Annotated in this window: 21 protein-coding genes; 6 read left to right on the forward strand and 15 right to left on the reverse strand. The window is 45.1% G+C overall.

Annotated features, from left to right (window positions below):
* Positions 1 to 31 precede the first annotated feature (31 nt).
* From J4N44_RS11170 to J4N44_RS11205, 8 genes are all read right to left on the reverse strand, one after another.
* Complete coding sequence (locus J4N44_RS11170; RefSeq protein WP_252044464.1) at positions 32 to 1,354, reverse strand: CoA-disulfide reductase; 1,323 nt, start codon at positions 1,352 to 1,354, stop codon at positions 32 to 34.
* Positions 1,355 to 1,430: 76 nt separating this feature from the next.
* Positions 1,431 to 2,837 carry a cation:dicarboxylate symporter family transporter gene (locus J4N44_RS11175; RefSeq protein ID WP_005444993.1) on the reverse strand — a complete coding sequence of 469 codons (1,407 nt, stop codon included), beginning with the start codon at positions 2,835 to 2,837 and terminating at the stop codon, positions 1,431 to 1,433.
* 40 nt (positions 2,838 to 2,877) lie between these two features.
* The gene (locus J4N44_RS11180; protein WP_005444990.1) at positions 2,878 to 3,261 is read right to left on the reverse strand and encodes a RidA family protein; all 384 of its coding nucleotides are present in this window, start codon (positions 3,259 to 3,261) and stop codon (positions 2,878 to 2,880) included.
* A 24-nt stretch (positions 3,262 to 3,285) separates the two neighbouring features.
* Positions 3,286 to 3,954 (reverse strand): helix-turn-helix transcriptional regulator, encoded by a 669-nt coding sequence (locus J4N44_RS11185; RefSeq protein WP_005444988.1) that lies wholly within the window; start codon positions 3,952 to 3,954, stop codon positions 3,286 to 3,288.
* A 580-nt stretch (positions 3,955 to 4,534) separates the two neighbouring features.
* A complete protein-coding gene (locus J4N44_RS11190; protein WP_005444986.1) occupies positions 4,535 to 6,631 on the reverse strand; it encodes a methyl-accepting chemotaxis protein in 2,097 nt (698 codons plus the stop codon).
* 382 nt (positions 6,632 to 7,013) lie between these two features.
* Positions 7,014 to 7,406 carry a GtrA family protein gene (locus J4N44_RS11195; protein WP_252044465.1) on the reverse strand — a complete coding sequence of 131 codons (393 nt, stop codon included), beginning with the start codon at positions 7,404 to 7,406 and terminating at the stop codon, positions 7,014 to 7,016.
* Positions 7,407 to 7,643: 237 nt separating this feature from the next.
* Complete coding sequence (locus J4N44_RS11200; RefSeq protein ID WP_252044466.1) at positions 7,644 to 9,113, reverse strand: ArnT family glycosyltransferase; 1,470 nt, start codon at positions 9,111 to 9,113, stop codon at positions 7,644 to 7,646.
* 2 nt (positions 9,114 to 9,115) lie between these two features.
* Positions 9,116 to 10,156, reverse strand: a complete 1,041-nt coding sequence (locus tag J4N44_RS11205) for a glycosyltransferase family 2 protein (RefSeq protein ID WP_005444975.1) — start codon at positions 10,154 to 10,156, stop codon at positions 9,116 to 9,118.
* 152 nt (positions 10,157 to 10,308) lie between these two features.
* Here J4N44_RS11205 and J4N44_RS11210 point away from each other — a divergent pair, with 152 nt between their 5' ends.
* Both J4N44_RS11210 and J4N44_RS11215 read left to right on the forward strand, forming a co-directional pair.
* Complete coding sequence (locus tag J4N44_RS11210) at positions 10,309 to 10,986, forward strand: response regulator transcription factor (protein ID WP_017817883.1); 678 nt, start codon at positions 10,309 to 10,311, stop codon at positions 10,984 to 10,986.
* The gene (locus J4N44_RS11215) at positions 10,983 to 12,269 is read left to right on the forward strand and encodes a sensor histidine kinase (RefSeq protein WP_252044467.1); all 1,287 of its coding nucleotides are present in this window, start codon (positions 10,983 to 10,985) and stop codon (positions 12,267 to 12,269) included. The genes J4N44_RS11210 and J4N44_RS11215 overlap by 4 nt, the downstream gene beginning before the upstream one ends.
* A 99-nt stretch (positions 12,270 to 12,368) precedes the next feature.
* Here J4N44_RS11215 and J4N44_RS11220 read toward each other — a convergent pair whose 3' ends face one another.
* On the reverse strand, positions 12,369 to 13,622 hold the full coding sequence (locus tag J4N44_RS11220; RefSeq protein WP_172458557.1) for a leucine-rich repeat-containing protein kinase family protein: 1,254 nt from the start codon (positions 13,620 to 13,622) through the stop codon (positions 12,369 to 12,371).
* A gap of 232 nt (positions 13,623 to 13,854) precedes the next feature.
* Between J4N44_RS11220 and J4N44_RS11225 the strand changes: the two genes are divergently transcribed.
* Positions 13,855 to 14,751, forward strand: coding sequence for a 1-aminocyclopropane-1-carboxylate deaminase/D-cysteine desulfhydrase (locus tag J4N44_RS11225; protein WP_074050662.1), 897 nt, complete (start codon positions 13,855 to 13,857; stop codon positions 14,749 to 14,751).
* Between the two features lie 11 nt (positions 14,752 to 14,762).
* Here J4N44_RS11225 and J4N44_RS11230 read toward each other — a convergent pair whose 3' ends face one another.
* Both J4N44_RS11230 and J4N44_RS11235 read right to left on the reverse strand, forming a co-directional pair.
* Positions 14,763 to 15,305 carry an isochorismatase family protein gene (locus J4N44_RS11230; protein WP_252044468.1) on the reverse strand — a complete coding sequence of 181 codons (543 nt, stop codon included), beginning with the start codon at positions 15,303 to 15,305 and terminating at the stop codon, positions 14,763 to 14,765.
* Positions 15,306 to 15,782: 477 nt separating this feature from the next.
* Complete coding sequence (locus J4N44_RS11235) at positions 15,783 to 16,643, reverse strand: LysR family transcriptional regulator (RefSeq protein ID WP_074050663.1); 861 nt, start codon at positions 16,641 to 16,643, stop codon at positions 15,783 to 15,785.
* Between the two features lie 114 nt (positions 16,644 to 16,757).
* On the opposite strand from J4N44_RS11235, the gene J4N44_RS11240 reads away from it, so the two are divergent.
* Positions 16,758 to 17,822 (forward strand): HlyD family secretion protein, encoded by a 1,065-nt coding sequence (locus tag J4N44_RS11240; protein ID WP_005444962.1) that lies wholly within the window; start codon positions 16,758 to 16,760, stop codon positions 17,820 to 17,822.
* 9 nt (positions 17,823 to 17,831) lie between these two features.
* Positions 17,832 to 18,851: a DUF2955 domain-containing protein gene (locus tag J4N44_RS11245; protein ID WP_038898640.1), complete on the forward strand. Its 1,020-nt coding sequence runs from the start codon at positions 17,832 to 17,834 to the stop codon at positions 18,849 to 18,851.
* A 95-nt stretch (positions 18,852 to 18,946) separates the two neighbouring features.
* Here the strand turns inward: J4N44_RS11245 and J4N44_RS11250 are convergent, their stop codons facing one another.
* Together J4N44_RS11250 and J4N44_RS11255 are read right to left on the reverse strand one after the other, a co-directional pair.
* The gene (locus tag J4N44_RS11250; RefSeq protein ID WP_029790916.1) at positions 18,947 to 19,420 is read right to left on the reverse strand and encodes a MarR family winged helix-turn-helix transcriptional regulator; all 474 of its coding nucleotides are present in this window, start codon (positions 19,418 to 19,420) and stop codon (positions 18,947 to 18,949) included.
* A gap of 41 nt (positions 19,421 to 19,461) precedes the next feature.
* On the reverse strand, positions 19,462 to 19,653 hold the full coding sequence (locus tag J4N44_RS11255) for a hypothetical protein (RefSeq protein ID WP_005444950.1): 192 nt from the start codon (positions 19,651 to 19,653) through the stop codon (positions 19,462 to 19,464).
* A 177-nt stretch (positions 19,654 to 19,830) separates the two neighbouring features.
* Between J4N44_RS11255 and J4N44_RS11260 the strand changes: the two genes are divergently transcribed.
* The gene (locus J4N44_RS11260; protein WP_045489511.1) at positions 19,831 to 20,724 is read left to right on the forward strand and encodes a DMT family transporter; all 894 of its coding nucleotides are present in this window, start codon (positions 19,831 to 19,833) and stop codon (positions 20,722 to 20,724) included.
* Positions 20,725 to 20,811: 87 nt separating this feature from the next.
* Here the strand turns inward: J4N44_RS11260 and J4N44_RS11265 are convergent, their stop codons facing one another.
* Both J4N44_RS11265 and J4N44_RS11270 read right to left on the reverse strand, forming a co-directional pair.
* Positions 20,812 to 21,840, reverse strand: coding sequence for a methionine synthase (locus J4N44_RS11265; RefSeq protein WP_005444948.1), 1,029 nt, complete (start codon positions 21,838 to 21,840; stop codon positions 20,812 to 20,814).
* A 28-nt stretch (positions 21,841 to 21,868) separates the two neighbouring features.
* Positions 21,869 to 22,843, reverse strand: a complete 975-nt coding sequence (locus J4N44_RS11270) for a DUF1852 domain-containing protein (RefSeq protein ID WP_005444946.1) — start codon at positions 22,841 to 22,843, stop codon at positions 21,869 to 21,871.
* Positions 22,844 to 23,091 lie beyond the last annotated feature (248 nt).

Here is a 23,091-nt window from a genome sequence, read left to right on the forward strand (position 1 = left end):
TGTTTTGGCTAAATTTACTTGGATAGCTAACTTATTTCGCTACGTTGCCTGCAACGTTTAGTGCATCCCAAGTACGTGCGAATGGTGGTGCGTAGCAGAAGTCCATGTAACCTAGTTGCTGTGTGGTCATCTTCGCAGTGATGGCAACAGCGAGTGCATTGATTCGCCCTACAGCGCCCTTCTTGCCCACGATTTCACCGCCAAGCAATACATTGGTTTCTGGGTGGTAAACCAGCTTCACTTTAATGTCTTCTTGACCTGGGTAGTAGTCGGTTTGGTTCTTATCCGAAATGGTTGAAACCTTCACTTCCAAACCATGTTCTTTAGCTAGAAGTTCCGATGCACCTGTGCATGCCAGTTCGTAATCCAGCACTTTCAAGCAAGACGAGCCCAAGAAACCACTCATGTAAGTGTCTTTGCCAGCTAGTTTGTCAGCCATCATGCGCGCTTGCTTATTCGCTGTGGTTGCCAGTGGAACATACACTGATTTGCCCAGCGCCATGTGGTGAACCACTGCACAGTCGCCAGCAGCGTAAATGTGTGCATCTTCTGTTGCGCCAAACTCATCCACTAACAATGCACCGTTCGCTGCTTTTGGTAACTCGAACGCTTCTGTGTTTGGTTTAAAACCAAGTGACATGATCACAACGTCTGCTTCTACATTGCCATTGTTGGTTTCTACGATGTAACCGCCCTGCTCTGCGTCGCGAATGGCTGATACGCTACAACCGGTTTTTAGCTCAGCACCAGATTCGCGAATCGCGCCTTCTACCACTTCAATCATTTCAGGGCTGAACTGACGACTCATCACGTGTTGTTCACGCTCAATGATGGTGACGTGCTTACCTAGTAGGTGTGCAGCATCGAACACTTCAAGACCGATAAAACCACCGCCAATCACACAAATGCGTTGTTTGTTGCTGTCCTTAAGCGCTTCTTTTACTGCCAAACCATCTTCCATGCTGGTTAGCGTGTATACGTGCTCTGGGTTGAACTCGCCAAACGATGGCACGATTGGACGCGCGCCAGTGGCAATCACTAACATATCGTAATCGATGGTGCTTTCTTCACCTTGGTGACGAACTTTAATCTGCTTTTCTGTGCGGTCTAGTGCCACCATTTCAGTTTCAATGCGCACGTCTAAACCAGATTTAATCGCTTGTTCTGGCGTACGAGAAATCATGCGCTCAGTGTCATCAAACATGCCACCAGCAAAATAAGGTAAACCACACGCACCAAACGAGATGTAATCGCGCTTATCCAGCACAATCACTTCATCTGATGGCTGATTACGTTTGTATTTCGCTGCGAAACTCATACCTGCAGCGCTACCGCCTACGACAACAACTTTCATATTTATTACCTAAATAACCTGAACTCAGGAAAAACGGAGAGCACCCGCGTTGGGTGCTCTTTATTAAGTTTAGAAATTACACTGCTGCTTCTTTTGACACTGTTGCAGCCACATCTGCGTTGTATTGCTCAGTGTTTAGTGAGCCATTCTTCTTCGCGGTTAGCACGCCTGACAACATTGAGCCAGAGATATTAAGCGCGGTACGAGCCATATCGATAAGCGCTTCGATAGAAACCAGAATCGCCACAACCGTAATGTCTAGACCCATGATAGTCAGTACTGCTACTGCTGCGAACGTTGCACCGCCACCAACACCTGCGATACCGAATGAAGCAATCGCGATTACAGCAATCAGTTGTAGGATGAAGCCTAGGTCAACTGGCATGCCCATTACTTGAGCCGCCATGATAGCTAGCATTGCTGGGTAGATACCCGCACAACCGTTCTGACCGATACTGGTACCGAATGTTGCTGACATGTTTGCTGTTTCTTCGTCCACACCTAGACGTTGAGTTTGAGTTTCAACGTTTAGTGGGATTGCCGCCATGCTTGAGCGAGAACCGAAGCCAAATACGAGCACTGGCCAGATTTTCTTCATGAACTTCGCAGGAGACAGACCGAACAAAGACACCATCACGAAGTGGATAGCGAACATTACACCGATTGCCACGTAGCTTGCTAGTAGGAATCGACCCATTTCTGCTAGTGCGAACAAATCGTTTGTCATCATGAACGTAGTCATCAGAGCAAATACACCGTAAGGCGTCAGCTTCAGAATTTCACGTACCATTGAAAGCACTACTTCTTTTGCTGAGTTGATGAAATCAACAAAGTTTTGCACTTTCTCTGGCTTACGGTTTTTCACTTGCAGGATACAGTAGCCAAGGAACATACCGAACAGGACGGTCGATAGCGTCGAAGTACGTTGAGAGCCCGTTAGCATGTCAAAGATGTTCGTTGGGATGATAGACAGAGCCATACCTGACAGGCCGCTGCTCGCCATCGCATCTTGCGTTGCAATCAGAGAGTCGCCACGCGCTTCAATAGCGCTGTTAGTGCCGATAGTGCTCACTAGTGCGTTTGCATCGATACCGAACAGGTAAATACTTGCGATGCCCACTGCAGCAGAAATAGCACAAGTGAAAAGTAGAATACCGATGATTTTTGGTGCGATACGCGATAGTGCACCGCCGCCTTCTACGTTCATGATCGAAGAGATCATCGCCACAAATACTAGTGGGATTACGATCATTTGTAGAAGCTTGATGTAGCCTTTACCGAACACAGAAATCAGTTCAGCAAAACCTGCCGTTGCAACGTTGCCTACGCCGAATACGAGCTGAATTGCACCGCCGAATAACAGGCCAGCAGCAAGCGCACTCAGTACGCGGAAGTTAAAGCTTTTCTTTTGTTTTTTGAAGTTCGCAAGTAATGCGTAGAACCCAAAGAACAAGATGCTCAATCCAATAAATGAAACGCTCATGAGAATCTCCTATTGATACCCATTTATGTCCGAAAATCGGTTACTTTTTGTATGCAATGGCTTCAACTTCAACCAATGCGTCTTTTGGTAGTCTTGCTGCTTCAACGCAAGAGCGAGCGGGTGCGTTTTCTGTACCAAATACCTCTGTGTACACTTCGTTAAAGGCGGCGAAGTTTTCCATGTCTGATAGGAAGCATGTCGTCTTCAATACTGTGTCTAGACCCGCACCGCTTGCTTCTAGAACTGCTTTTAAGTTTTCTAGTGACTGACGAGCTTGTTCTTTGATGCCGCCTTCAACAAATTGCATGGTTTCTGGAACCAGTGGCAACTGACCTGATGTGTAAACCATGTCGCCGTAAGCTGTGCCTTGAGAGTAAGGACCGATAGCTGCTGGTGCTTGTTCAGTGGCAATAATTTTTTTCACGATACAACTCCTAAGTGATTAATTTTATTCTGATTTAAATTCTCGGATAAACTTGTAAACCGCCTGACGGCTAATCCCAAGTTGCTCTGATACTTGTGTCGTCGTTTCTTTTAGCTCAAATACACCGTTATCAAACAAACAACGAATAATGGCTTTGTTACGACCTTTAGCTGAAACCGTCTCATCTTGGTCAACCTCTTGCGTGGCAGCACTTAACGCTTGCTTGATGACATCATTGGCGTTGTTACTGAAGGTCTCACTGACCAAGGTTTGTGATACGTGACACTGTGGCATCAGCGTCTTGACGATCTCAGGGAATGGGAAAGATAAATTCATGTTGATACATAGCATGCCAATCGGCTTTTGCTCTGGACCAGCCAAAATGCACGTGGTCGATTTCAGTAGCGAACCATCGGCGGCATTGGTGAAATAACTCTTCGGAGAGACCTCGCCCGTTTTCTCGAAGGTGCTCCACATACGTAAGCCCAAATCAGTGATTGGCGAGCCAATTTCACGCCCAGTATGATGACCATTCACAATCTTCACGACTGAATTTTCTAAGCTTTCAAATGAATGAATAACGACTTCGCAATACGGTCCGATCAAGTCGGCGATTGTATCTGCCAAGCGAAAATAGTTGCTTAAACATGCTCTGTCTTCGTCGGTGAATCTAACTTGCTTTACGCTCATCATTTCGGTTTACATTTTTGAACTCAATGACTAAAAACTACTCCTTTCGGGTAGGTTCAGCAATACAGAGTAAACTTCTGTAAACCGCAAACTCACGCTCAAAACACCAGCAAAAATCGAATAAATGATCAAAATCACGCACAATAGTTGAACAAGATCACCAAAAACATATGAATTTGGTTTAATTTCTTAAACCTTGTCAAAGTTTAAATATTTAAAATCAAAGATTGCATTTTTGAATACTTTAATGATCTAGAACAAGTTCTAAAATTCAGTAAAAACCACATACGGTAAATTCTCATTCTACATGCAAGTTGATTTATAAAATCAACTTCAATCAAAACGCTCAAACCACGACACAAGATGAATAAAATTTCATCTCGCATACCCAATTTGTATATCTAAGTCACCTTGAGATATGTGGGCGTACAATCGACTTCTTTCCATTCCATACCTATAAGACGAATCTGAATTTAAAAAGACGCAGATACAGAAGAAAAAATTGGACAGGTTATTTAGGACATAAAAAAACCGAGCGCTCGATGCGCTCGGTTCGATAAAACTATAGGGTAGTAAAAACAAACTAGGAAAGCTTGAATTTACTGAGTTCTCCGTGAAGATCGCCAGCTTTGACCGTCAACTCGTTACTGATTTCAACCGATGATGTCATGGTGTCCATCACCTCTACCGCCGTATCGTTGATGATCACAACATTGCGGTTGATCTCTTCTGACACGGAACTTTGCTCTTCTGCTGCAGAAGCAATCTGATTGTTCATGTCATTGATGACTTCAATCGCTTGGTTGATTTCAGACAGAGCCAAATGCGCTGCTTGAGTCTCGCCCTTGGTATCAATGGCTTGTTTCTGACTTTGCTCCATCAACACGACAATAGATTGTGTCTCTTGTTCTAAGCGAGCCAACATAGCGCGGATTTCTTCTGTTGAACCTTGAGTACGATTTGCTAGATTTCGAACTTCATCCGCTACTACTGCAAAACCTCGACCCGCTTCACCTGCACGTGCCGCCTCAATCGCTGCATTCAGTGCCAACAGGTTGGTTTGTTCAGCAATACCACCAATCTCACTCAAAATACCCTGAATCGCGGTACTAGAATCGACCAAGTTTTGCGTTTGCTGCTGTGCATCGTTGACTTGCATCGCTAAGTTATCGACCGCACTCGCCGCATTGTCCATGCGTGTCATGCCATTTAGGCTGTTGCTTTGCACTTGGCTTGCTGCGGCCGCCGCTTGAACCGCAGAGTTTGCAACTTCTTGCGCGGTTGCACTCATCTCATTGATTGCAGTTGCCAGTGAATTCACTTCATTCACCTGCGCGTTGAGTTGATCACGAGATGCCGCTGCTCGCGTTTGACCTTCTGTTGCGTTCTTATCTACCTGATCTGCCGTGCTCATTACCGTCAACAACATTTCTTGCATACGGGATAAGAAAGTATTGAACCAGTGGGCAAGCTGCGCTGTTTCATCTTTGCCTTTCACTTCAATGCGGTAGGTCAGATCGCCTTCGCCTTGTGCCGCATCTTTAAAGCGCTCGACTAAGTTATTGAGCACTTTACCTAAAGAGCTGGCAATAAACGCCATAGCAGCAATACCTAAAAGAGCAGCGATGATCCCCGCCCACACACCTTTTTCAAGCGCTTTTGTATTCTGCTCATCACTCCATTGTTGGTAGGTGTCGACGCTTTTTGTAAGATAGTTGCTGGGAACTGACACCATGACTACCCACGGAGCATCACTCGTTTCAATTGACGTAATCGCATATTCGTCGCCACCAAAAGTAACGAGACCAGCGCCTTTTTCTTTCGCGATCGACTGAATGTTTGCCCACTGTGCTGCAAGCTCAGAAGACACCTTCTTGCCTACCATTTCTGCATCACGACTGTTTGCCAATGTAATGCCTTTCCATGATGTGATAAGGATTTTTCCTTGTCCTTCAAACAGGTCTCGTGCAAACAACTCACTCTGACTTTGCAGCTCGTGTAGCGAGAGATCAAAACCGAGTGAGCCAATGATTTTACCATCCTGCTTAATTGGCTGACTGATGGTAGTGATCAACTCTTGTTTACCACGAACTGGATAAAAGTACGGCTCCATTACGAAAGTTTTGCCTGTTTCGTAAGGCATTAAGTGCCAATCGTCTTTACGCTCACCGTTGTTGTTTAACTCCGTATTACTAAAGCTCTCCATTGCGACAGCGTCAAAGCTATTCTTATCGTTTGGAGAGAAGAAAGGTGCGAGATAGCCTTGGCTGTTAAAGCCGATTTCAGGACTAAAAGTCGTTTGCTGTGACCATGTTTTGTCTTGCCAAACCATATAACCAGCAAATACGGCTTTGTTTTGTGCTTCTAATGCGGCAGTAAACTGTTTAACAATAAGATCTGCGCTCGCATCTGTCTCTGCACTTAACTCAATAATCGAACGTACTTGTTTAAGGTTTGCCAACACAGGATCGAGTTGGTTGGCTACATTCAAACCTTGCTGAATTGCGGTATTTTGCAAGTCGGTGTTGGTCGCATCTGTTAACTGCGTTTTGACCTTCTCGTTCACTTGTTTGTTTACATCGGTAAATGCGTTTGTGGTCATTCCCATGGCAATAAGCAAAGTGAAAGCCATCGCTCCACCAGCGCTGACCGCAATTCGCGTTCGTATACTGTTAAACATAGAAACCTCTGTAACTAAAAATAAGTTGGCGTTAGTTTTTGAAATATCGTGGATTTTAAACAACAGAAGTGAACAGGAGGCGCCAAGATATGAACAGAAAAAGAACAGAAAGATCAATTTTATTAACAGAATTAACTAGCAAGGGGATTTTATATTTAAAGGTAATGAGCTGCACAATAAATAAAGTGATTAAGTTGATAGTATAACTCTTTGTATTTACGGAACTTAAACCTTACAAAAAAGATGGCTTTTATATGAAAGTAATCAAATATTAAAGTAGAGGTATGCTTACGAGTCGATTAATCATTTCGTGATTTAGATCACATTTAATTTTCCTCATCTTTTTGTTTTCACTGCAATTATTATCTGGATAACCAAGCCATTATTCGCTCGATTGTTGGAACACCCAGTGCATACTCAGCAAGTAATTGCTCACCATACCCGCCAAAATTCCCATCACTAAAGCAATGTAAACTGTTGTCCCTTGTGTACCCAATAAGAGTGTGGTGACTTTGAAAACGGCAAAGTTTGGTAATGCGCTGATGCTTGCGCTAAGCATAAACTTTTGCCATTGGTTAAATGCTCTATCCTTTGTTGATTCCGAAAACGTCAAACATCGATTGCCCAACCATGTTGTGGTCGCAGCAACGCAAAATGCCAGCCCTCGAGCCATCATTAATTCGACCCCAGCCCATTGAAATAAAACCATAAAAATGAGGGTATCGACGATGAAGCCGACACCACCCACCATAGCAAATGTCAATAATCTACTCATCACGTTACCCTATACCCAAGTGACTTCAAGATGCAGAATTCAGAGCGTTGTCATTGATTCGAGAGCAAGGAAAACAACGCTGTGTAATAGCCAGCTCTTCCCAAGTTGTTTGACGCGACCATTTGTTTGACTAAAAAAGCGAGTCAAAGACACGCTCCCAAAGGGCGCTCTTTGCAAATATAAGGGCCTTGGCTTGTATACTTTGTTGTCGATTCTTGATTTCGACCCACTAGACCTTTAAATCGCCGCCGCGTCTACAAACCAAGTCGTTCTCGCTGAACCTAGCATCTCGAGGTTATTTGGGTATATAACGCAGGTATAGAGCGTGCGCTTTGACTTAGCAGTAAACTCATTAGTACAGCTCAAGGCGTTATCATGGATCAACTTGTCAACTTGTCGTTCTTTACCAATGAGGTAGAACTTATTTAGTTGATTGAGCTCTGTTACATCTTCCAGTTTTTTCGCTTGTCCTTGGCTATAAAATTGACCAGAGAACGGACGTTTCCCAATGTAAAAAACAGGTGCATCGTCGGTGATCTCTGCAAATAGAATACGATCACTTCGGCTGTCTGCTTTGCCCATGTTTAAGACCAACATTGCGATCATGAGCAGCACAGGTAACACTGCTGCCGTGCCAGTAAGCCACTTAAAGTCATATTTATCCACTAACATTGCAATCAGGATACCCAATGCAGGAACACCTGGTAGCACGTAGGCTGGCAAAATGTTCCCTGCCATAGTGAACAAAACCATTGGCGAGATCAGCCAACACATTAAGAAACTGAACAAGCCTTGATGATCCGTTTCTATTGATTTGATTGTGTGTCGGCGCTTCCACACCAGAACAGGCAACACGAGCGACCATGGCGCAGCCGATTGCAGCCAGAATAGCCAAATCATGCCACGTGGTTGGTCATGAGCAGAACCATATAGATCCCCCTCCCATCCACTTACGACAAAGCGTTTAAAGTGCTCACCAACAATGAAATAATCAATGAACCCCGGCGTCGCCATCTCCGCCATGATGTACCAAGGCAGTGCGATCGCCAACATCAACGCTAAGCCTGAAATCAATGGAAAACGCTGCCACAAGGCTTTAAAAGCACCAAAAAAGCCATGCTGAATAACCAGCCAAGGAAAGACAGCAATCCCCATGATAACAATCGCAACCGGACCTTTTGCGAGTAACCCACACGCCAGACCGAAGAACCCCAGATAGCCCCAAAGTTGGCTGTGTTTGTCTTTTCCGAGCCAACAATAATAAAAGCCAAACATAGCCATTGTCATAGCTAACGTGAGTGCCATATCCGTCATCACCGCGCCCGCTGCAATCGAGAAAATGCCACATGTTGCCAACACTAACGATGCGACAAGCGCACTAAAACCAGCACGATACGCCATGGCTGCAACAAAAATAATAGTCGCGACACCCGCTAACCAATGAGGTGCGCGCACCGCAAACTCATTTAGCCCAAATAACTCAATGCCATACGCACTCATCCAAGTAAACAGAGGTGGCTTACCCCAAAATGGCACGCCGTAATCAAATTGTGGGGTGAGCCAATTACCGGTCTCCACCATCAAACGCGCCATTTCGCCATAGCGAGCTTCTGTCGTGTCCATAAGTGGATACGTAGCCAAAGAAATAAGGCGAAGTAACAACGCGAACGCCAACAACAGCCATAGATGGGTTTTATTAATACTCATGACTACGCAGATTCTCCAAATTTAAACTTCATAGCTTGGATGGTTTGATGTTTTGCTGGTCGCTCGAAAACAGACTGGATAAGGTAAAGAGGTCGTTGCTTGGTTTCGATGAAAATGCGCCCGATGTATTCACCAAGCAATCCGATAGAGAGCAATTGGACACCACCAAGTGCGAGTTGAACCACCATCATGGATGGATAGCCGGAAACTGGCTCTCCAAATACGACCGTTTTCATCACAATGAATGCGCCGTAGATAAATGCACTGAACGCAACTAACGCACCTGCAAGCGTTGCTAGGCGTAAAGGACGGATAGAAAAGGAAGTAATACCGTCCATCGCGAGTCCGATCAGCTTGAGGTAATTCCATTTGGTTTCACCGCAAAAGCGAGCATCACGTTCAAACGGCACCGTAACTTGCTTAAATCCAGGCCAAGAAAAAATTCCCTTCATATAGCGATTACGTTCTGGCAGAGCATTGATGTGTTTGACAACGTTGGCGCTTAATAAGCGAAAGTCTCCAACATTTTCCGGAACATCAAGCTTCGCCATACTGTTTAGGACTTTGTAAAAGCACGCCGCTGAAAAGCGCTTAAACCATGTCTCGCCATGGCGTTCGCTGCGCTGCATGTTGACCACGTCGTAACCTTCACGCCACTTAGATAGCATCTTTGGAATAAGCTCTGGTGGATCTTGTAGGTCGGCATCAATCACGATCACAGCTTCGCCATGACAATGCTCAAGACCGGCACTCATCGCCGATTCCTTACCAAAGTTACGGCTAAGTGCTAGACAGCGAACGTCGCTAGAAGATTGAGAAAAGTTTTGAGCAATCATTAAACTGTCGTCTTTGCTACCGTCATCGACATACACGATTTCACATCGCTCAGGTATGTCATCCAATACTGCTGTGAGACGACGATGGAATTCTGGCAAGACTTCTTGCTCGTTAAAGAATGGCACCACAACAGACAAGACTGTTTTAGGCTCAGCGTGTTGGCTCACCTTTGAAAAGGTTGCGGCGTGAATGTTGAAGGTTGACATGCTACTCTTCCACTAAATCCAATGAATGGATGCAGTCTACAAGTCGCCATGTGAAAGAGATGTTGTTGACATCTTTTTCACGCCCTTAGTGCATAATGTTCTGTTAAGAAAAGTCCCTAATTTCCAAAACCTGCCAAATTGGAGAGAAATACATGAAACGCGTACTTTTGGTCGAAGACAATCGAGAAATTGCAGGCATGCTGTTCGACTATTTTGAGTGTGCGGGTATGGAACTCGATTACGCTGACAATGGCGAGCTTGGTCTGAAATTAGCGATGGAAAATACCTTCGATATTATTCTGCTTGATCTAATGCTACCTCGCATGGATGGCTTGACTGTGTGCAATAAATTACGCGAAGCAGGCAACAATACGCCTGTATTGATGCTCACCGCACTCGACAGTCGAGACGACATGTTAAAAGGTTTCAACCACGGTGCGGATGACTATCTGACAAAACCTTTCGATCTAGACATATTGGAAGCACGCATGACCGCTTTGATTCGCCGTTATCGCGGTACGGTCGCGTCTTGCAAGTTAACCTATGGTGAAGTCTCAATCGATCAGAAAACCCGTAAAGCGTATCGCCAAGATAAGCTTCTCGCCCTCAATCCGACCACTTATACAATTTTGGAAATGTTGGTGAAGAACGCACCTGATGTCGTCACTCGCGAAGACATTGCATTTCGTCTATGGCAAGAGAACGAGCCGAACAACGACGTACTGCGCAGCCATATCTACCAACTGCGAAACCAAGTTGATAAGCCGTTCGAACAACATGTGCTCATTACGGTTCCAAAAGTTGGCTTCCGCTTGGAGACAGGTGCATGATCAACCGCTTACTTGCCAGTACGCAAAGCACACAAAGTATGACAGGGCGACTCGCTCTGTTTTTTTCTTTCGTTTCTGTCGTTATCGGTATTTTCTGCTTTGCACTCATCACTGGTGCTCTTTTATGGTCAGAAGATCGCGTCGGCGAGCGCCGGATCATGATCGATAAAAAAGAGGCGATCGAACACTTTCAATCTCATCCAAATGCAGGCGTTATCCAATTAGACCTCTTGACCACCGCCTACAACGACATTGCCTTAGTACCTGCCCCATTTCAGAAGTATTTAATAGGTAAAAAACATTTTTTGGATGAAGTTGGGGATGAGCCAAGTTCAAGAATGATTTATATGAGCACCTACACCAGTAAAGGTGTAGAGCATCCAGTAATCCTCGTATCCCTGATTGATGAAATCGAAATTACCACCGAAGAGTTCATCATGGTGGTTGCTATGGTGCTGTCTATCGTCGCAATCTTGGTGTTCTTGTTTGGTAGCTTGTTACTGCGGTTATCACAACGCTTGATCGAGCCTGTTAACGCCCTAAAAACGCAACTTGACCAACACCAAGGTGATCCAACCCAAACCTTTAGTGTGCCGGAAAGTTCGGCAAAAGAGTTTCAAACCTTAGCGGATGAGCTTAATGAGTATCGCCGTAAGATCAATCAAGTCATCAAGCGGGAGCAAGCTTTTGCGCGTTACGCAAGCCATGAACTACGCACACCATTGACGGTAATGAAAGGCTCAAGCAGTTTATTGGCGAGAAGCGCCAGTACGGATTTTCAAACGCGACAGGTTCATCGTATTCAAGATGCAACGCAACAAATGTCGACGATGGTTGACGCCCTACTCGGCTTAGTGCGATATGAACGTAATACAGACGACTCACCCGTACGAAGCATTAGCGAAGAAGAGCTCACACAAATTATTGCGCAAAGTCAGGCGCAAGCGGATGAGAAAGCACTCAGTTTTGATGTGCAGATAGACGGTAACCCCAAAACGCGCGCTACCAATGCGGTCTTGACCATCATTCTTGGTAACTTGATTCGAAATGGCATTGCGGCAACGCCATATGGGGCTATCCATATTGGCATGAACGAAGATACTATTTGGGTTCTTGATGAAGGGGAAGGTTTTTCCAGTATCCCTCATTCAGAAGGGCATGGGTTGGGTTTAATGATTGTGGATGACCTGTGTCACCGCTACGGCTGGCAATTTGACATCGGAACTCACCCAGACGGTGGGTGCGAAGCCGTTATAAATCTTGCATTGGAACATCAAACCTAGCCAAGTGCATTCCACCCTCAGGCCAAGGCACCGACTTTGCACTATCGTCTGATGACGACTCCTGTGCGTCGATGCCTTTCGACTCCAAGCTTTGTAGAGTTAGGCGTTGTATAGCGATGCCGCTAGCGTACTCAATCGCTGATGCTTCTCAGAGCCCACCTCAGACGCGTCACCGACAGAAAGTAAATCTTCGATAAAGCACGCCAATGCCCTCGCCTCGATTGCTCTGATGGCTGCTTGCTGCTCGCCCGATAAATATCCGTAAATGCTCGCCGCGCCAAAGTCACCAAAAATCATCTGCCCTTGCGCGTTAACCAATGTGTTGTGAGCGTATAGATCACCATGACACACCTTGTTGTCATGCAGATGATTAAACACATCTACCATCTGCTCTACAATCAGTTCAATTTGAGTCATCGTCAACTTGAACCCTTCTGGGAAGGTGTCTCTAGTACAAGTTTCAAGAGTTGGTGGCAAACCCAAGTTGTAGTAGCTGTTTGGTATCAGCTCCATCACTAGAGCGAGCTCAGTACCGTCATCCACTTGCGCGATAGATTTGACCAAGTTGTCATGATGACCAGCTTGTAAGCATGCTTCAAGTTCATCATGAGGGAAACCATCACTGGTGACCTCGCCCTTGAACACTTTCACCGCCACTTCACTCGGGAAGTCATATTGAGCGTCAGTCCAGTTCGCGTGAGAAATCACACCACTCGCACCTTGACCAAGAACATGGTTAAGCGAGTAACTGCTTGTGGTCACTTTAGGCACACTGTCTAGCGAAGATGGATGCTTGCAGAATGGGTTACCTGCGAAAGCCAACCACGCCAATTTAGGCAGCTTCATCAATACATCCGGGAAGTACTCTAACTGGTTCGCAGATAAACGAATCAATTCCAAGTTGACCAAGTTTTCCATGCTGTTTGGCAGTTGTTTGATGCGATTGCCCGCCAGAGCAAGCTTTCTTAGGCGCGACCTTTCACCCAGACTGTTTGGAAGAACTTCAATCTCATTGTCTGTCAGGATCAGCCAGCGTAACTGAGTTGGTAGTGACGCTTCACTTACCTCTTTAATTTTGTTGGTTTTAAACCCAACCATCTCTAGGCTTGGAAGCTTTCCCAACACCTCTGGTAAGTGCGTGAACAGGTTGTTCGAAGCAAAAATGATTTTTAGCTTGGTAAGCTTTTCTAATTCTTGTGGTAATTCAGACAGTGCATTGCCAGATAAATCTAATACTTCAAGCGTGTCTGCAAGCTCTAAAATTTCCATAGGAAACTCTGTCAGCCCTTCCGCCAACTTTAGTTGTTTAATTCCTACTAATTGTCCTGTTTTTAATTGTTCTAGAGTCTGCAAAACCAAGCCTTCTGATTGAATCGAAATAAGCGGCGTAGTTTACGTGGCTTGAGGCAGAAAGGCGAGCCATGGAATATCGTCTTATTAAAGAAACCCATTGTGCTTATGATAGAGCATCAGGAATAACCGAATCTGATGCTCTGAACCCAGACTTTTTATCTGGGTTTAATGGCGTTACACTACGCGCCCTTTTTAACGGCAAGGTCGCGTGGTTGGACACGTCAGCAGTAGCATGAAACTCACTGAAAGCCCGATAACTCAACATAACTTTAATGGTCACACGTTTTTTCTTAAGCGTGATGACATGCTGCATTCTCACTTTTCTGGGAACAAAGCACGTAAATTTATGGCGTTGATGGAAATACAGAACAGCGATACCAAAACGCTCATCAGCTACGGCTCAGCTCAATCCAATGCGATGTATTCTCTTGCCGCTCTGGCGCAAATCAAAGGCTGGAACTTCGAGTTCTATGTTCAACATATTCCGTCTTGGCTTAAAGACTCCCCTATCGGCAACTATCGAGGTGCGCTTGATTTAGGTATGAGCATCACCGCGATGCAAGACCTTGGTTCAACACTGCATCCAACCGAATACATCGAGCAAGTACGAGGCTTGGACGATACGACCTTGGTCGTCCCGGAAGGTGGTAAAGCGAAGATTGCCGAAGCTGGGGTAAAACAACTAGCGAGAGAGCTGCTTGATTGGACACGCCTTGAAGGCAGAAAACAGTTTGTAGTGGCGTTACCATCGGGAACCGGAACCACCGCACTGTACTTAAGTAAACACTTAAAACCTCATGGAATCGAGGTCGTGACCTGTGCTTGTGTGGGTGATGCGCACTACCTCACTGAGCAATTCAACACGCTAGAAACCGAAAATCACCCCACTATTCTCTCAGTACGCGATAAACATCATTTCGGTCGTTTATATCAAAGCGATTACGAGACGTGGAATGCGCTCTACGATCAAACCAACCTAGAATTCGATCTACTGTATGACCCTTACATGTGGCAATGCCTACAGCCGTGGTTGGCAGAGAATGAAGATAAGACGTTGATTTATATCCACCAAGGTGGGTTACTTGGCAACGAATCGATGTTGCCAAGGTATCAACGAGAATTTGAATAAACGAAGTAGCGTTACTTAATAAGCGCTAGGATAGATTTGAACTCTGGCGCTCTGCAATCTTCTACCATTTCATACAAGCACATCTCTACGCTCGTCAGGCCGACTCCGTTTGCGGTTAACTTTGCTAGTGCCAGTGCTTTGTTTGCCGCTGTTCGCGAAGAGACACAATCGGTCACTAGCTCCACTTTGAAGCCCATTTGACGCAGCGATACCGCCGTTTGATATACACAAATATGCGCTTCGATACCACAAACTAACCACGTATCAACATTGGCGTTTTCTACTGCAAGTTTGAATGTTGGTTCTTTCACACCATCAAAAGTGTACTTTGCGATCGGCAAGTGCGCCTTATCCAACACCTCTCGGATCGGTTCTACTGTTGGTCCCAAACGTTCCGGATTTTGCTCAAGCCAAACAATCGGTAAATTCAGACCTTTCGCGCCTTTGACTAATTTGGTGGTGCTTTCAATCAAGGCTTCACTTTCGTGCATCAAGGTTGCGAGTTTACCTTGTACATCGACAACAATAAGACCAGTTGTATTTTTCGATAGCATTCTTATCTCCTTTGCGGGCTTGAAGCGCCTTTCTTTGTTACTCCAAGCTTTCGAACATAATCAATGTATACCCAAGTAACCTCGAAATGCTAGGTTCAGCGAGAATGACTTGGTTTGTAGACGCGGCGGCGATTTAAAGATCTAGGGTCTGTTGACCTTTTGAGCTGATTTTTGCAGCAGTTTGTGGGTTCTTTATACAAGGCAGAGGCTTTGAAATGTAGTTGCCCTACCTGATAAGCCGATAACGCAGTAGAAAGGAGCCACAAACGCAGCCCGAAGGGTTCGGCTAAAAGCGTTTTACTCTTTGTTGAGAGGATTTTGCTTAGAATAACTAGGCTACAAACCTCTCGCCGCGATTAAAACGCTTTTATCTCGAACAAAATTTAACCGCAAAAGGTCAACAGACCCTAGTAATTCTAAATCAAGAATCAGTATCTCCGCCGTCAAGCAAAGTGACAAAGTTACTGTCTGCTCACGCTATTTGAACTTTTCTCTAAACAAATCAATCAATGCCTTTACCTTATTGGGTAAGAACAAATTAGAAGGATAAATCAGTGTCAAATGCTGCTTAGGATGGGTAAATTCCGGCAAAACCTCCACCAGCTTGCCGTCCTCCAGCGCTGGCTTTGAATGCACCTGTGGAATAAAGGCGATGCCATTACCAGCAATTGCCATTAGACGTAGCAAATTTAAATCGTCCGATCTCACAGCGACATGAAGTTCAGGGTCTAACAAATCGGCGTTGTAGCGATTTGTTAGCAAACGGTGATGCTTTAAATCTTCCATACTTTGCAGTTGTGGATGCGCGTCAAGGTAAGATTGAGATGCAACGAAATGGCTACGATATGGCAACAAGCTGAATTGAACGTAACTGTCATCAGACACTTTGGCCACACTCGGTAGGAGTTGTAGATCGAACGCTTGGCGCTTGAGATCCACACTCTCTTGATGGTTTTCAATCTCAACCGACATTTCAGGATAACGCGTGGTGTACTCGTTTATAATCCAGTTGAATGCTGCCGAGCTCATCAAGGCGGATGGAATCGCGACACGCACTTTCCCCGTCAACTCTTGTTGATATTCATGCATGACATTCAAGCCTTGCTGAATATGTTCTATCGGTTGCCCAACCAATTCAAACAAACGCTTACCATGTTCGGTTAACTCTATCGTTCGTGTTGTACGGATCAATAATGGGCAGCCTAAGGCTTTCTCTAACTCCTGCAAGCGACGGCTTACTTTTGAGCGCTGCAATTGATTTGCCTGCGCTGCCGCGCTAATGCCACCGTGCACCACGGTTTGGCTAAACAAGTGAAGATCATCAAAGCTTACGTTCATTGTCCTACTTTTAGGTCGCTCATGCACTTATTGCCATTCTACTGAACTGTGACCAACTTCTCTATAATCCTTTGTCTTATTTGCTTGTTAGCCCCATAAATTCAGGTATCAGTTATGACAGCGGATCATAAATTCAAACACTGGATGCGAACACTTATTGTCCTGTTCATTGTACTATTTTTCTACATTATTATTGCCGACCGCCACGCACCTATCACCACCGAAGGTCGAGTGCAGGGTTATGTGGTGCAAGTTGCACCTGAAGTCTCAGGAAAAGTGACCGACGTACTGATTGAAAATAACCAGTCAGTTCACCAAGGTGATGTCCTATTCAAGATTGACGATAGAAAATACAAGATTGCTCTAGAGCAAGCCAAACTGTCTCTACAATCGGCATATGAAAAAGAAGCGACCCTTTACTCTCAACGTGAAGCTGCGCAAGCAAACATTGCGCGCGCCGAAGCGACTTATAACAACGCTCATCGTGAGTACACACGATTACAAAAGCTGTCTAAACAAAAGGTGATTTCACAATCCACGCTAGACAACGCTTATGCGCAAAACCAAGTCTCTCGCGCGGCACTTAAAGCCGAACAACAAAACCTGAAAGTGATTGAAGCGCAACTGGGGGATAAAAAAGGGCAAAGCACTGCGGTACGTATTGCCCAGAATGGCATTGAAAAAGCCCAGCTCGATCTTGCCAATACGGCAGTCATGGCACCAAGCGACGGCGTTGTAACGAACCTACAGTTAGAAGTGGGTACCATGGCAAACACCAATATGCCAATGCTGACATTTGTCCCAACTGGTTCTATGTGGGTTGCAGCAGATTTTCGAGAAAAATCCGTCGCAGGAGTTGATAAAAACTATCACGCAATGGTGGCGTTCGATGCCAATCCAGGCTCAGTATACGATTTCGATTTATCCAGCCGTGATTATGGTGTTGCTGCGGCACAACAAACGCCGAACGGTGCACTGACCAAAGTAGAAGTAAACAATCGTTGGGTACGTGATGCGCAGCGCACTCGCGTTAATTTGACCAGCCAAGAGGCGCTTCCTTCATCGTTATTCGTCGGTTCACGTGCCACCATTGTGCTTTACCCAGACAACAGTCCATTCTGGGAACTGATGGCACAAGCACAGATCCACCTCGCAAGCTGGTTCCACTTTATCTATTAGGTGGCAGTGATGAAGACACTACGTATTTGGTTTGGCTGCTCAATGGGATTGGCATTGAGCATGATCTTTGGTTGGTCTTACGGCTTTTTTGCCATCATGCTGCCATTGTTCGTTCTTGGACGCATGGACCACTTCAGCTTACCCTTAGTTTTGATGGTCTTCTTCTCCGCAATTTGGACCACAGTACAAGCGACCTTTATTCTTGAATACCTTCAGTTTCATCCCTTACTAATGTTTGCTGCGGTGGGCATTATGATGTTGTTTAAGTGCGTTGCAATGATGAACCCAAAGACGTATTTATTTGGCTACATGGGGTTATTGGTTGGCTCGATTGTTCTGAACTTTGCTAGCTACGATTTCATGGATATTGAAGAGTTCAACGTCAATCTTTGGGTGATCTCTTTCAGTAACATCTTCGTTTGTGCTCTCGCTTATTGGTTATTCCCAGAGCCAGAGTCGAAGATCTTGCAAATAGAAATGACCACGCCAGTAAAAAGCGATATCGACTACATCAGCCAAGTTGCTATGGGTTGGGTGGTAGCAATGGCGGCATTTTTGGTGTTCCAAATAGGTGATTTGTACGACTCGCTTTCGGCGCAGGCTTCGATCCTCATCATCCTAACGCCAATGACACTGGCAGGCTCAATGGCCATGGCGAAAATCCGTATCATCGGTACAGCGCTAGGTTGTATCGCGGGTATGGCGGTGCAGTTAATCTTGGGCAGTTGGTTTGGCTACGGTCTGTTGTTTTGGCTGGCGTTTACTATTGCAATGGGACCTTTCTGCTTATGGCTAACGAAAGGTCAGGTCAAAGCAGCTATCGCCTTCTCGGCAATGTCAGCGTTATCTGTACCACTCACCACTTCCTTAGTGCCTGAACAGAAAGATGCATTCTTCTCCATCTTGTACCGTTTTAGTTCGATATTCGTAGCAGTGCTGCTGACCGCAATGGTGATGTGGGTAGTACACCACTGGATTCGCGTGATGTTATTGAAGCATCCTGAGGTGAAGAACGTGGAATTGAATTAAGCCTTGTCTGAGGCGGAAAACGAAGTATGCCGCTCATTTTACTGTGAGCGGCATTCGAGCTTTATATCCCGTAATGCTTAACTAAGGTTACGCGCTTATGCCTGAAGTGAGCTCATCAAACTCAACAGCGATTGTCGCTGTTCATTGGGAAGTGCTGCAAATAACGTTGCCATTTCACCAAAAAACTCGGGGCCCATTGCGGCAACCAGCGCTAGCCCTTGTTTTGACAACGATATTTTAACTGAGCGCTTATCAACTAAATCATGTTTTCGGACGACAAGCTCTTTTGCTTCTAAGCGCTCCAATCGGTTTGATAGTGCGCCTGAAGATGGCAATAATGTCTGCTCTTTGAGTGCTTTTGCCGTCAGCTCATAAGGCTCGCCAGAACGGTATAATGTCGCTAAAACATCAAACTCCGACGGGTTTAGTCCATGCTTCTTGCAAAAGTGGCTTCTGGTGTCAGAAAGTGAAGTACCAAACCGAACAAACAATGTCACAAGTTCAATAACATTTCCGTCCAACTCTTGGTTTATCGATAGCCACTGTTCTGCAACTTGCTTGCTCGTCATGCTCAAAATAATGAATCCGTGTAATAACGCTCTATACCATTCTACTCTTGCTGCTTATCACCACTGTGCCATACACGGCGATGCTGCTTTTTAAAAACAAGCTTTGCATCGAAGTAGAGAACTTCAAGAATAAGACCGAACGTAAATAGTACCATTACTGAAATTGCGAAAACATCTACGAAAAAGCCTATTAGGGTTTTAATCACTGCTTTTACCAAATCCAACACCTTCATCACCTCTTATTTCACTCATGCTTTTACTCCTTTCTCTTGCCTGACGTCCGCATGATCTGATTTTAGATTCAGCAGATCAGAGAAAAGATCAATTAAGGTGACTTTAACCTCATTTTATGTTTAAGTAAATTATGTTTACTTAAACATAATTTACTTAAAACTGGATCGAAGCAACGCATGAAAATCATCTTGGCAATCTTAGCGCCCTTACTTTGGGGAACGACTTACGCCGTCGTTTCATCAGAGTTTGTGGGTTGGTCACCTTTTGCACTAGCAGTATGGCGAGCCCTACCTGCTGGCTTCATCCTATTGATTTTAAAGCCAACTATGCCCAAGTTATCAGAGCTCCCTGCTCTACTTTTAATTGGCTTCCTTAATATTGCGTTGTTTTTTGGTTTGTTATTCGCTGCAGCACTGCGACTGCCTAGTACTTTGGTTGGAGTAGGCATGATCGCTTTGCCTGTTGTGAGCTTGGCAATCATGGGGATCGCGCATCAAATCAAACCCTCCATGATCCAATTGATGTCGGCAATGGTGCTATTGGCGTGTTCCGCTTATCTATTCTTAACCAGCCGCGCACCCATCAGCCTATCAGCGGTATTACTCTTGGTTGGTGCCATGAGTGCATTGATTGCAGGAAGTGTTGTTGCTAAACACGTGATGAAGAAAATCCATTGGTGGAAGTTACTGACATGGAAGCTCATCTTTGGCGGCATCATTTTATTGCCTCTCGCCTATTGGGACGTTTTTTCGGGGGGAATCATCACGGTTCCTTTATTGCCAGAGAACTTAGAACAATGGCTGGCGATGGGTTGGATTGTCATCGGGTTAACCTCAGTGGCCTACGGAGCTTATGTCTATACCATCCCTTTAATTACCACTAATGAGCTCAGCTTCTTTGGCACCTTTAACCCGATTCTGGCGATGATCTTAGGCGTCACGCTCATGGGAGATTCCCTGACTCACGTACAGATTGGTGTGATGACATTAATGGTCGTCTGCAACTTGATCGCCCAGTTCTTTGAATACAGGAAGAAGCTCCCTACTGAGCAGGAAGTAATCAATTATTAACCTCTGGTGTCGTTAACATTGTGCGTAAAGAAAAAACCAAGCACTCAGTCTTGGTTTTCTCTGTATCCTTAACTATCGATACAAAAATTAATCAGCAATCTCGTTACGGATGATTTGCGCCCCTAAACTCAGTGCATTCAGCTTTGCAGTTGAAACTTCACGAGGTAAAGGTGCCATGCCACAGTTAGTACAAGGATAGAGTTTATCGGCATCGACATACTTAAGTGCTTCTCGTAATGTATTTGCTACTTCTTCTGGCGTTTCAATCTCGTTGGTTGCCACATCAATTGCACCAACCATCACTTTCTTGCCACGGATCAGTTCAAGTAGTTCGATAGGCACGCGCGAGTTGTGACACTCAAGCGAGATAATATCGATGTTTGATTTTTGCAGTTTTGGGAACACTTCTTCGTACTGTCGCCATTCAGTGCCTAAAGTTTTCTTCCAATCCGTGTTAGCTTTGATGCCGTAGCCATAACAAATATGCACTGCCGTTTCGCATTTTAGTCCTTCGATAGCGCGCTCTAAGCAAGCAATACCCCAGTCATTCACGTCATCAAAAAAGACGTTAAATGCTGGCTCATCAAATTGGATAATGTCGACACCTGCCGCCTCAAGCTCTTTTGCTTCTTGGTTAAGGATCTTGGCAAACTCCCATGCTAATTTTTCACGGCTTCCATAGTGAGCGTCGTAAAGCGTATCGATCATCGTCATTGGTCCCGGCAGCGCCCATTTGATCGGTTGTTTGGTTTGCTGGCGCAAGAACTTCGCATCTTCCACAAACACGGGTTTGGTTCGACTTACTGGACCTACAACCGTCGGCACGCTCGCATCATAGCGGTTACGGATAGTCACAGTTTTTCGGTTCTCAAAGTCTACGCCACTAAGGTGTTCAATAAATGTCGTCACAAAGTGTTGGCGAGTTTGCTCTCCGTCACTAACAATATCGACGCCTGCTAATTCTTGCTCTTGTAAAGAGACACGCAGCGCATCGCGTTTACCATCAATGAGTTCCTCGCCTTGCAGTTTCCATGGTGACCAAAGTGTTTCAGGCTCTGCAAGCCAAGATGGCTTAGGTAAGCTGCCTGCTGTTGAAGTCGGTAATAGTGTTTTCATCGTCATTCCCTTTCAAATTCTAAATTGATTACGCGTAAGCGGCAGACCATTGCTCAAGGATTGATTGATAAGGTTTAATGAAATGCTCCTCAGCAAATTTCCCTTGTTCAATTGCAAGCTGGCTGCGCTCTTCGCGGTCATAAACGATTTGGGTCAACGAGTGATCGAGGTTCTTCAGGTTTGGCTGGTAACACTGCCCTGCTACCGCGTTCGCATTGTAAATCTCTGGTCGATAAATCTTTTGGAACGTCTCCATGGTACTGATGGTACTGATCAGCTCTAGGTTCGAATAGTCATTCAAAAGGTCACCGAAGAAGTAGAACGCCAACGGCGCGACACTGTTTGGCGGCATAAAGTAGCGCACTTGCAAGCCCATCTTTTTGAAGTACTGCTCGGTTAGTGATGATTCATTTGGCTGGTATTCAAAACCTAGAACCGGATGCTGGTTTTCCGTGCGGCGGTACACTTTATTGTCCGATACACTCAAGCAAATCACTGGCGGCTTCTGGAAATGTTGTTGGTACGATTCTGATTTCACAAAGGCTTTAAACAGCTTGCCATGCAGTTCACCAAAACCTGCTGGGATACTGAATTTCGGCTGGTCTTTATTGTGGTCCAACAGTAAAACACTAAAGTCATAGTCACGCACATAAGAAGAGAAGTTGTTGCCCACAATCCCCTCGATACGTTCGTTGGTTTTACGGTCAACAATGTTGGTTTTAAGCACTTCGATGGAAGGGAATGCTTCACCACTGCCTTGGATATCCATATCAACCGAGATGATTTCTAATTCCACACAATAGCGATCGCCAGTCGGGTTATCCCAATGTGCCAATGCATTAAAGCGGTTGTCGATCATTCGTAGTGCATTACGTAGGTTGTCTTGACGACTGCTCCCACGAGCCAAGTTTGCAAAGTTAGTGGTGATACGGGTGCTGTCTGACGGTTGGTAGTTCTCATCAAAACGAATGCTTTTGATAGCAAAGGTGAAATCGTTATTCATGGTGACTTGGTATCCTATTTCCTTAGATAAACGCTGACTGATTACTCGCTCTGTTCTTGGGGATGGTTTTGTTTTTTGATTATCCCAATCGTCAGTTTGTGCAGCGTTCTACCTTGAAGGATTCGGACCAAAAACAGCTGTACAGTGCCTGACACTAGAGCAGTCTGTTTTTTATACTTGCTTCATTGCGTGAAGAATATTGGTATTACTTCACGTTGAACATGAAAGAAATTCATGGCTTAGACAAA

The sequence above is a fragment of the Vibrio sp. SCSIO 43155 genome (genome assembly GCF_023716605.1).
In the GTDB taxonomy this organism is placed as follows: Bacteria; Pseudomonadota; Gammaproteobacteria; order Enterobacterales; family Vibrionaceae; genus Vibrio; species Vibrio harveyi.

Excerpts from the sequence above, each read along its gene's own strand:
- J4N44_RS11170 (WP_252044464.1), bottom strand. The coding sequence starts at position 1,354 with ATGAAAGTTGTTGTCGTAGGCGGTAGCGCTGCAGGTATGAGTTTCGCA.
- J4N44_RS11175 (WP_005444993.1), bottom strand. The coding sequence starts at position 2,837 with ATGAGCGTTTCATTTATTGGATTGAGCATCTTGTTCTTTGGGTTCTAC.
- J4N44_RS11185 (WP_005444988.1), bottom strand. The coding sequence starts at position 3,954 with ATGATGAGCGTAAAGCAAGTTAGATTCACCGACGAAGACAGAGCATGT.
- J4N44_RS11190 (WP_005444986.1), bottom strand. The coding sequence starts at position 6,631 with ATGTTTAACAGTATACGAACGCGAATTGCGGTCAGCGCTGGTGGAGCG.
- J4N44_RS11195 (WP_252044465.1), bottom strand. The coding sequence starts at position 7,406 with ATGAGTAGATTATTGACATTTGCTATGGTGGGTGGTGTCGGCTTCATC.
- J4N44_RS11200 (WP_252044466.1), bottom strand. The coding sequence starts at position 9,113 with ATGAGTATTAATAAAACCCATCTATGGCTGTTGTTGGCGTTCGCGTTG.
- J4N44_RS11205 (WP_005444975.1), bottom strand. The coding sequence starts at position 10,156 with ATGTCAACCTTCAACATTCACGCCGCAACCTTTTCAAAGGTGAGCCAA.
- J4N44_RS11210 (WP_017817883.1), top strand. The coding sequence starts at position 10,309 with ATGAAACGCGTACTTTTGGTCGAAGACAATCGAGAAATTGCAGGCATG.
- J4N44_RS11215 (WP_252044467.1), top strand. The coding sequence starts at position 10,983 with ATGATCAACCGCTTACTTGCCAGTACGCAAAGCACACAAAGTATGACA.
- J4N44_RS11225 (WP_074050662.1), top strand. The coding sequence starts at position 13,855 with ATGAAACTCACTGAAAGCCCGATAACTCAACATAACTTTAATGGTCAC.
- J4N44_RS11230 (WP_252044468.1), bottom strand. The coding sequence starts at position 15,305 with ATGCTATCGAAAAATACAACTGGTCTTATTGTTGTCGATGTACAAGGT.
- J4N44_RS11235 (WP_074050663.1), bottom strand. The coding sequence starts at position 16,643 with ATGAACGTAAGCTTTGATGATCTTCACTTGTTTAGCCAAACCGTGGTG.
- J4N44_RS11240 (WP_005444962.1), top strand. The coding sequence starts at position 16,758 with ATGACAGCGGATCATAAATTCAAACACTGGATGCGAACACTTATTGTC.
- J4N44_RS11245 (WP_038898640.1), top strand. The coding sequence starts at position 17,832 with ATGAAGACACTACGTATTTGGTTTGGCTGCTCAATGGGATTGGCATTG.
- J4N44_RS11250 (WP_029790916.1), bottom strand. The coding sequence starts at position 19,420 with ATGACGAGCAAGCAAGTTGCAGAACAGTGGCTATCGATAAACCAAGAG.
- J4N44_RS11255 (WP_005444950.1), bottom strand. The coding sequence starts at position 19,653 with ATGAAGGTGTTGGATTTGGTAAAAGCAGTGATTAAAACCCTAATAGGC.
- J4N44_RS11260 (WP_045489511.1), top strand. The coding sequence starts at position 19,831 with ATGAAAATCATCTTGGCAATCTTAGCGCCCTTACTTTGGGGAACGACT.
- J4N44_RS11265 (WP_005444948.1), bottom strand. The coding sequence starts at position 21,840 with ATGAAAACACTATTACCGACTTCAACAGCAGGCAGCTTACCTAAGCCA.
- J4N44_RS11270 (WP_005444946.1), bottom strand. The coding sequence starts at position 22,843 with ATGAATAACGATTTCACCTTTGCTATCAAAAGCATTCGTTTTGATGAG.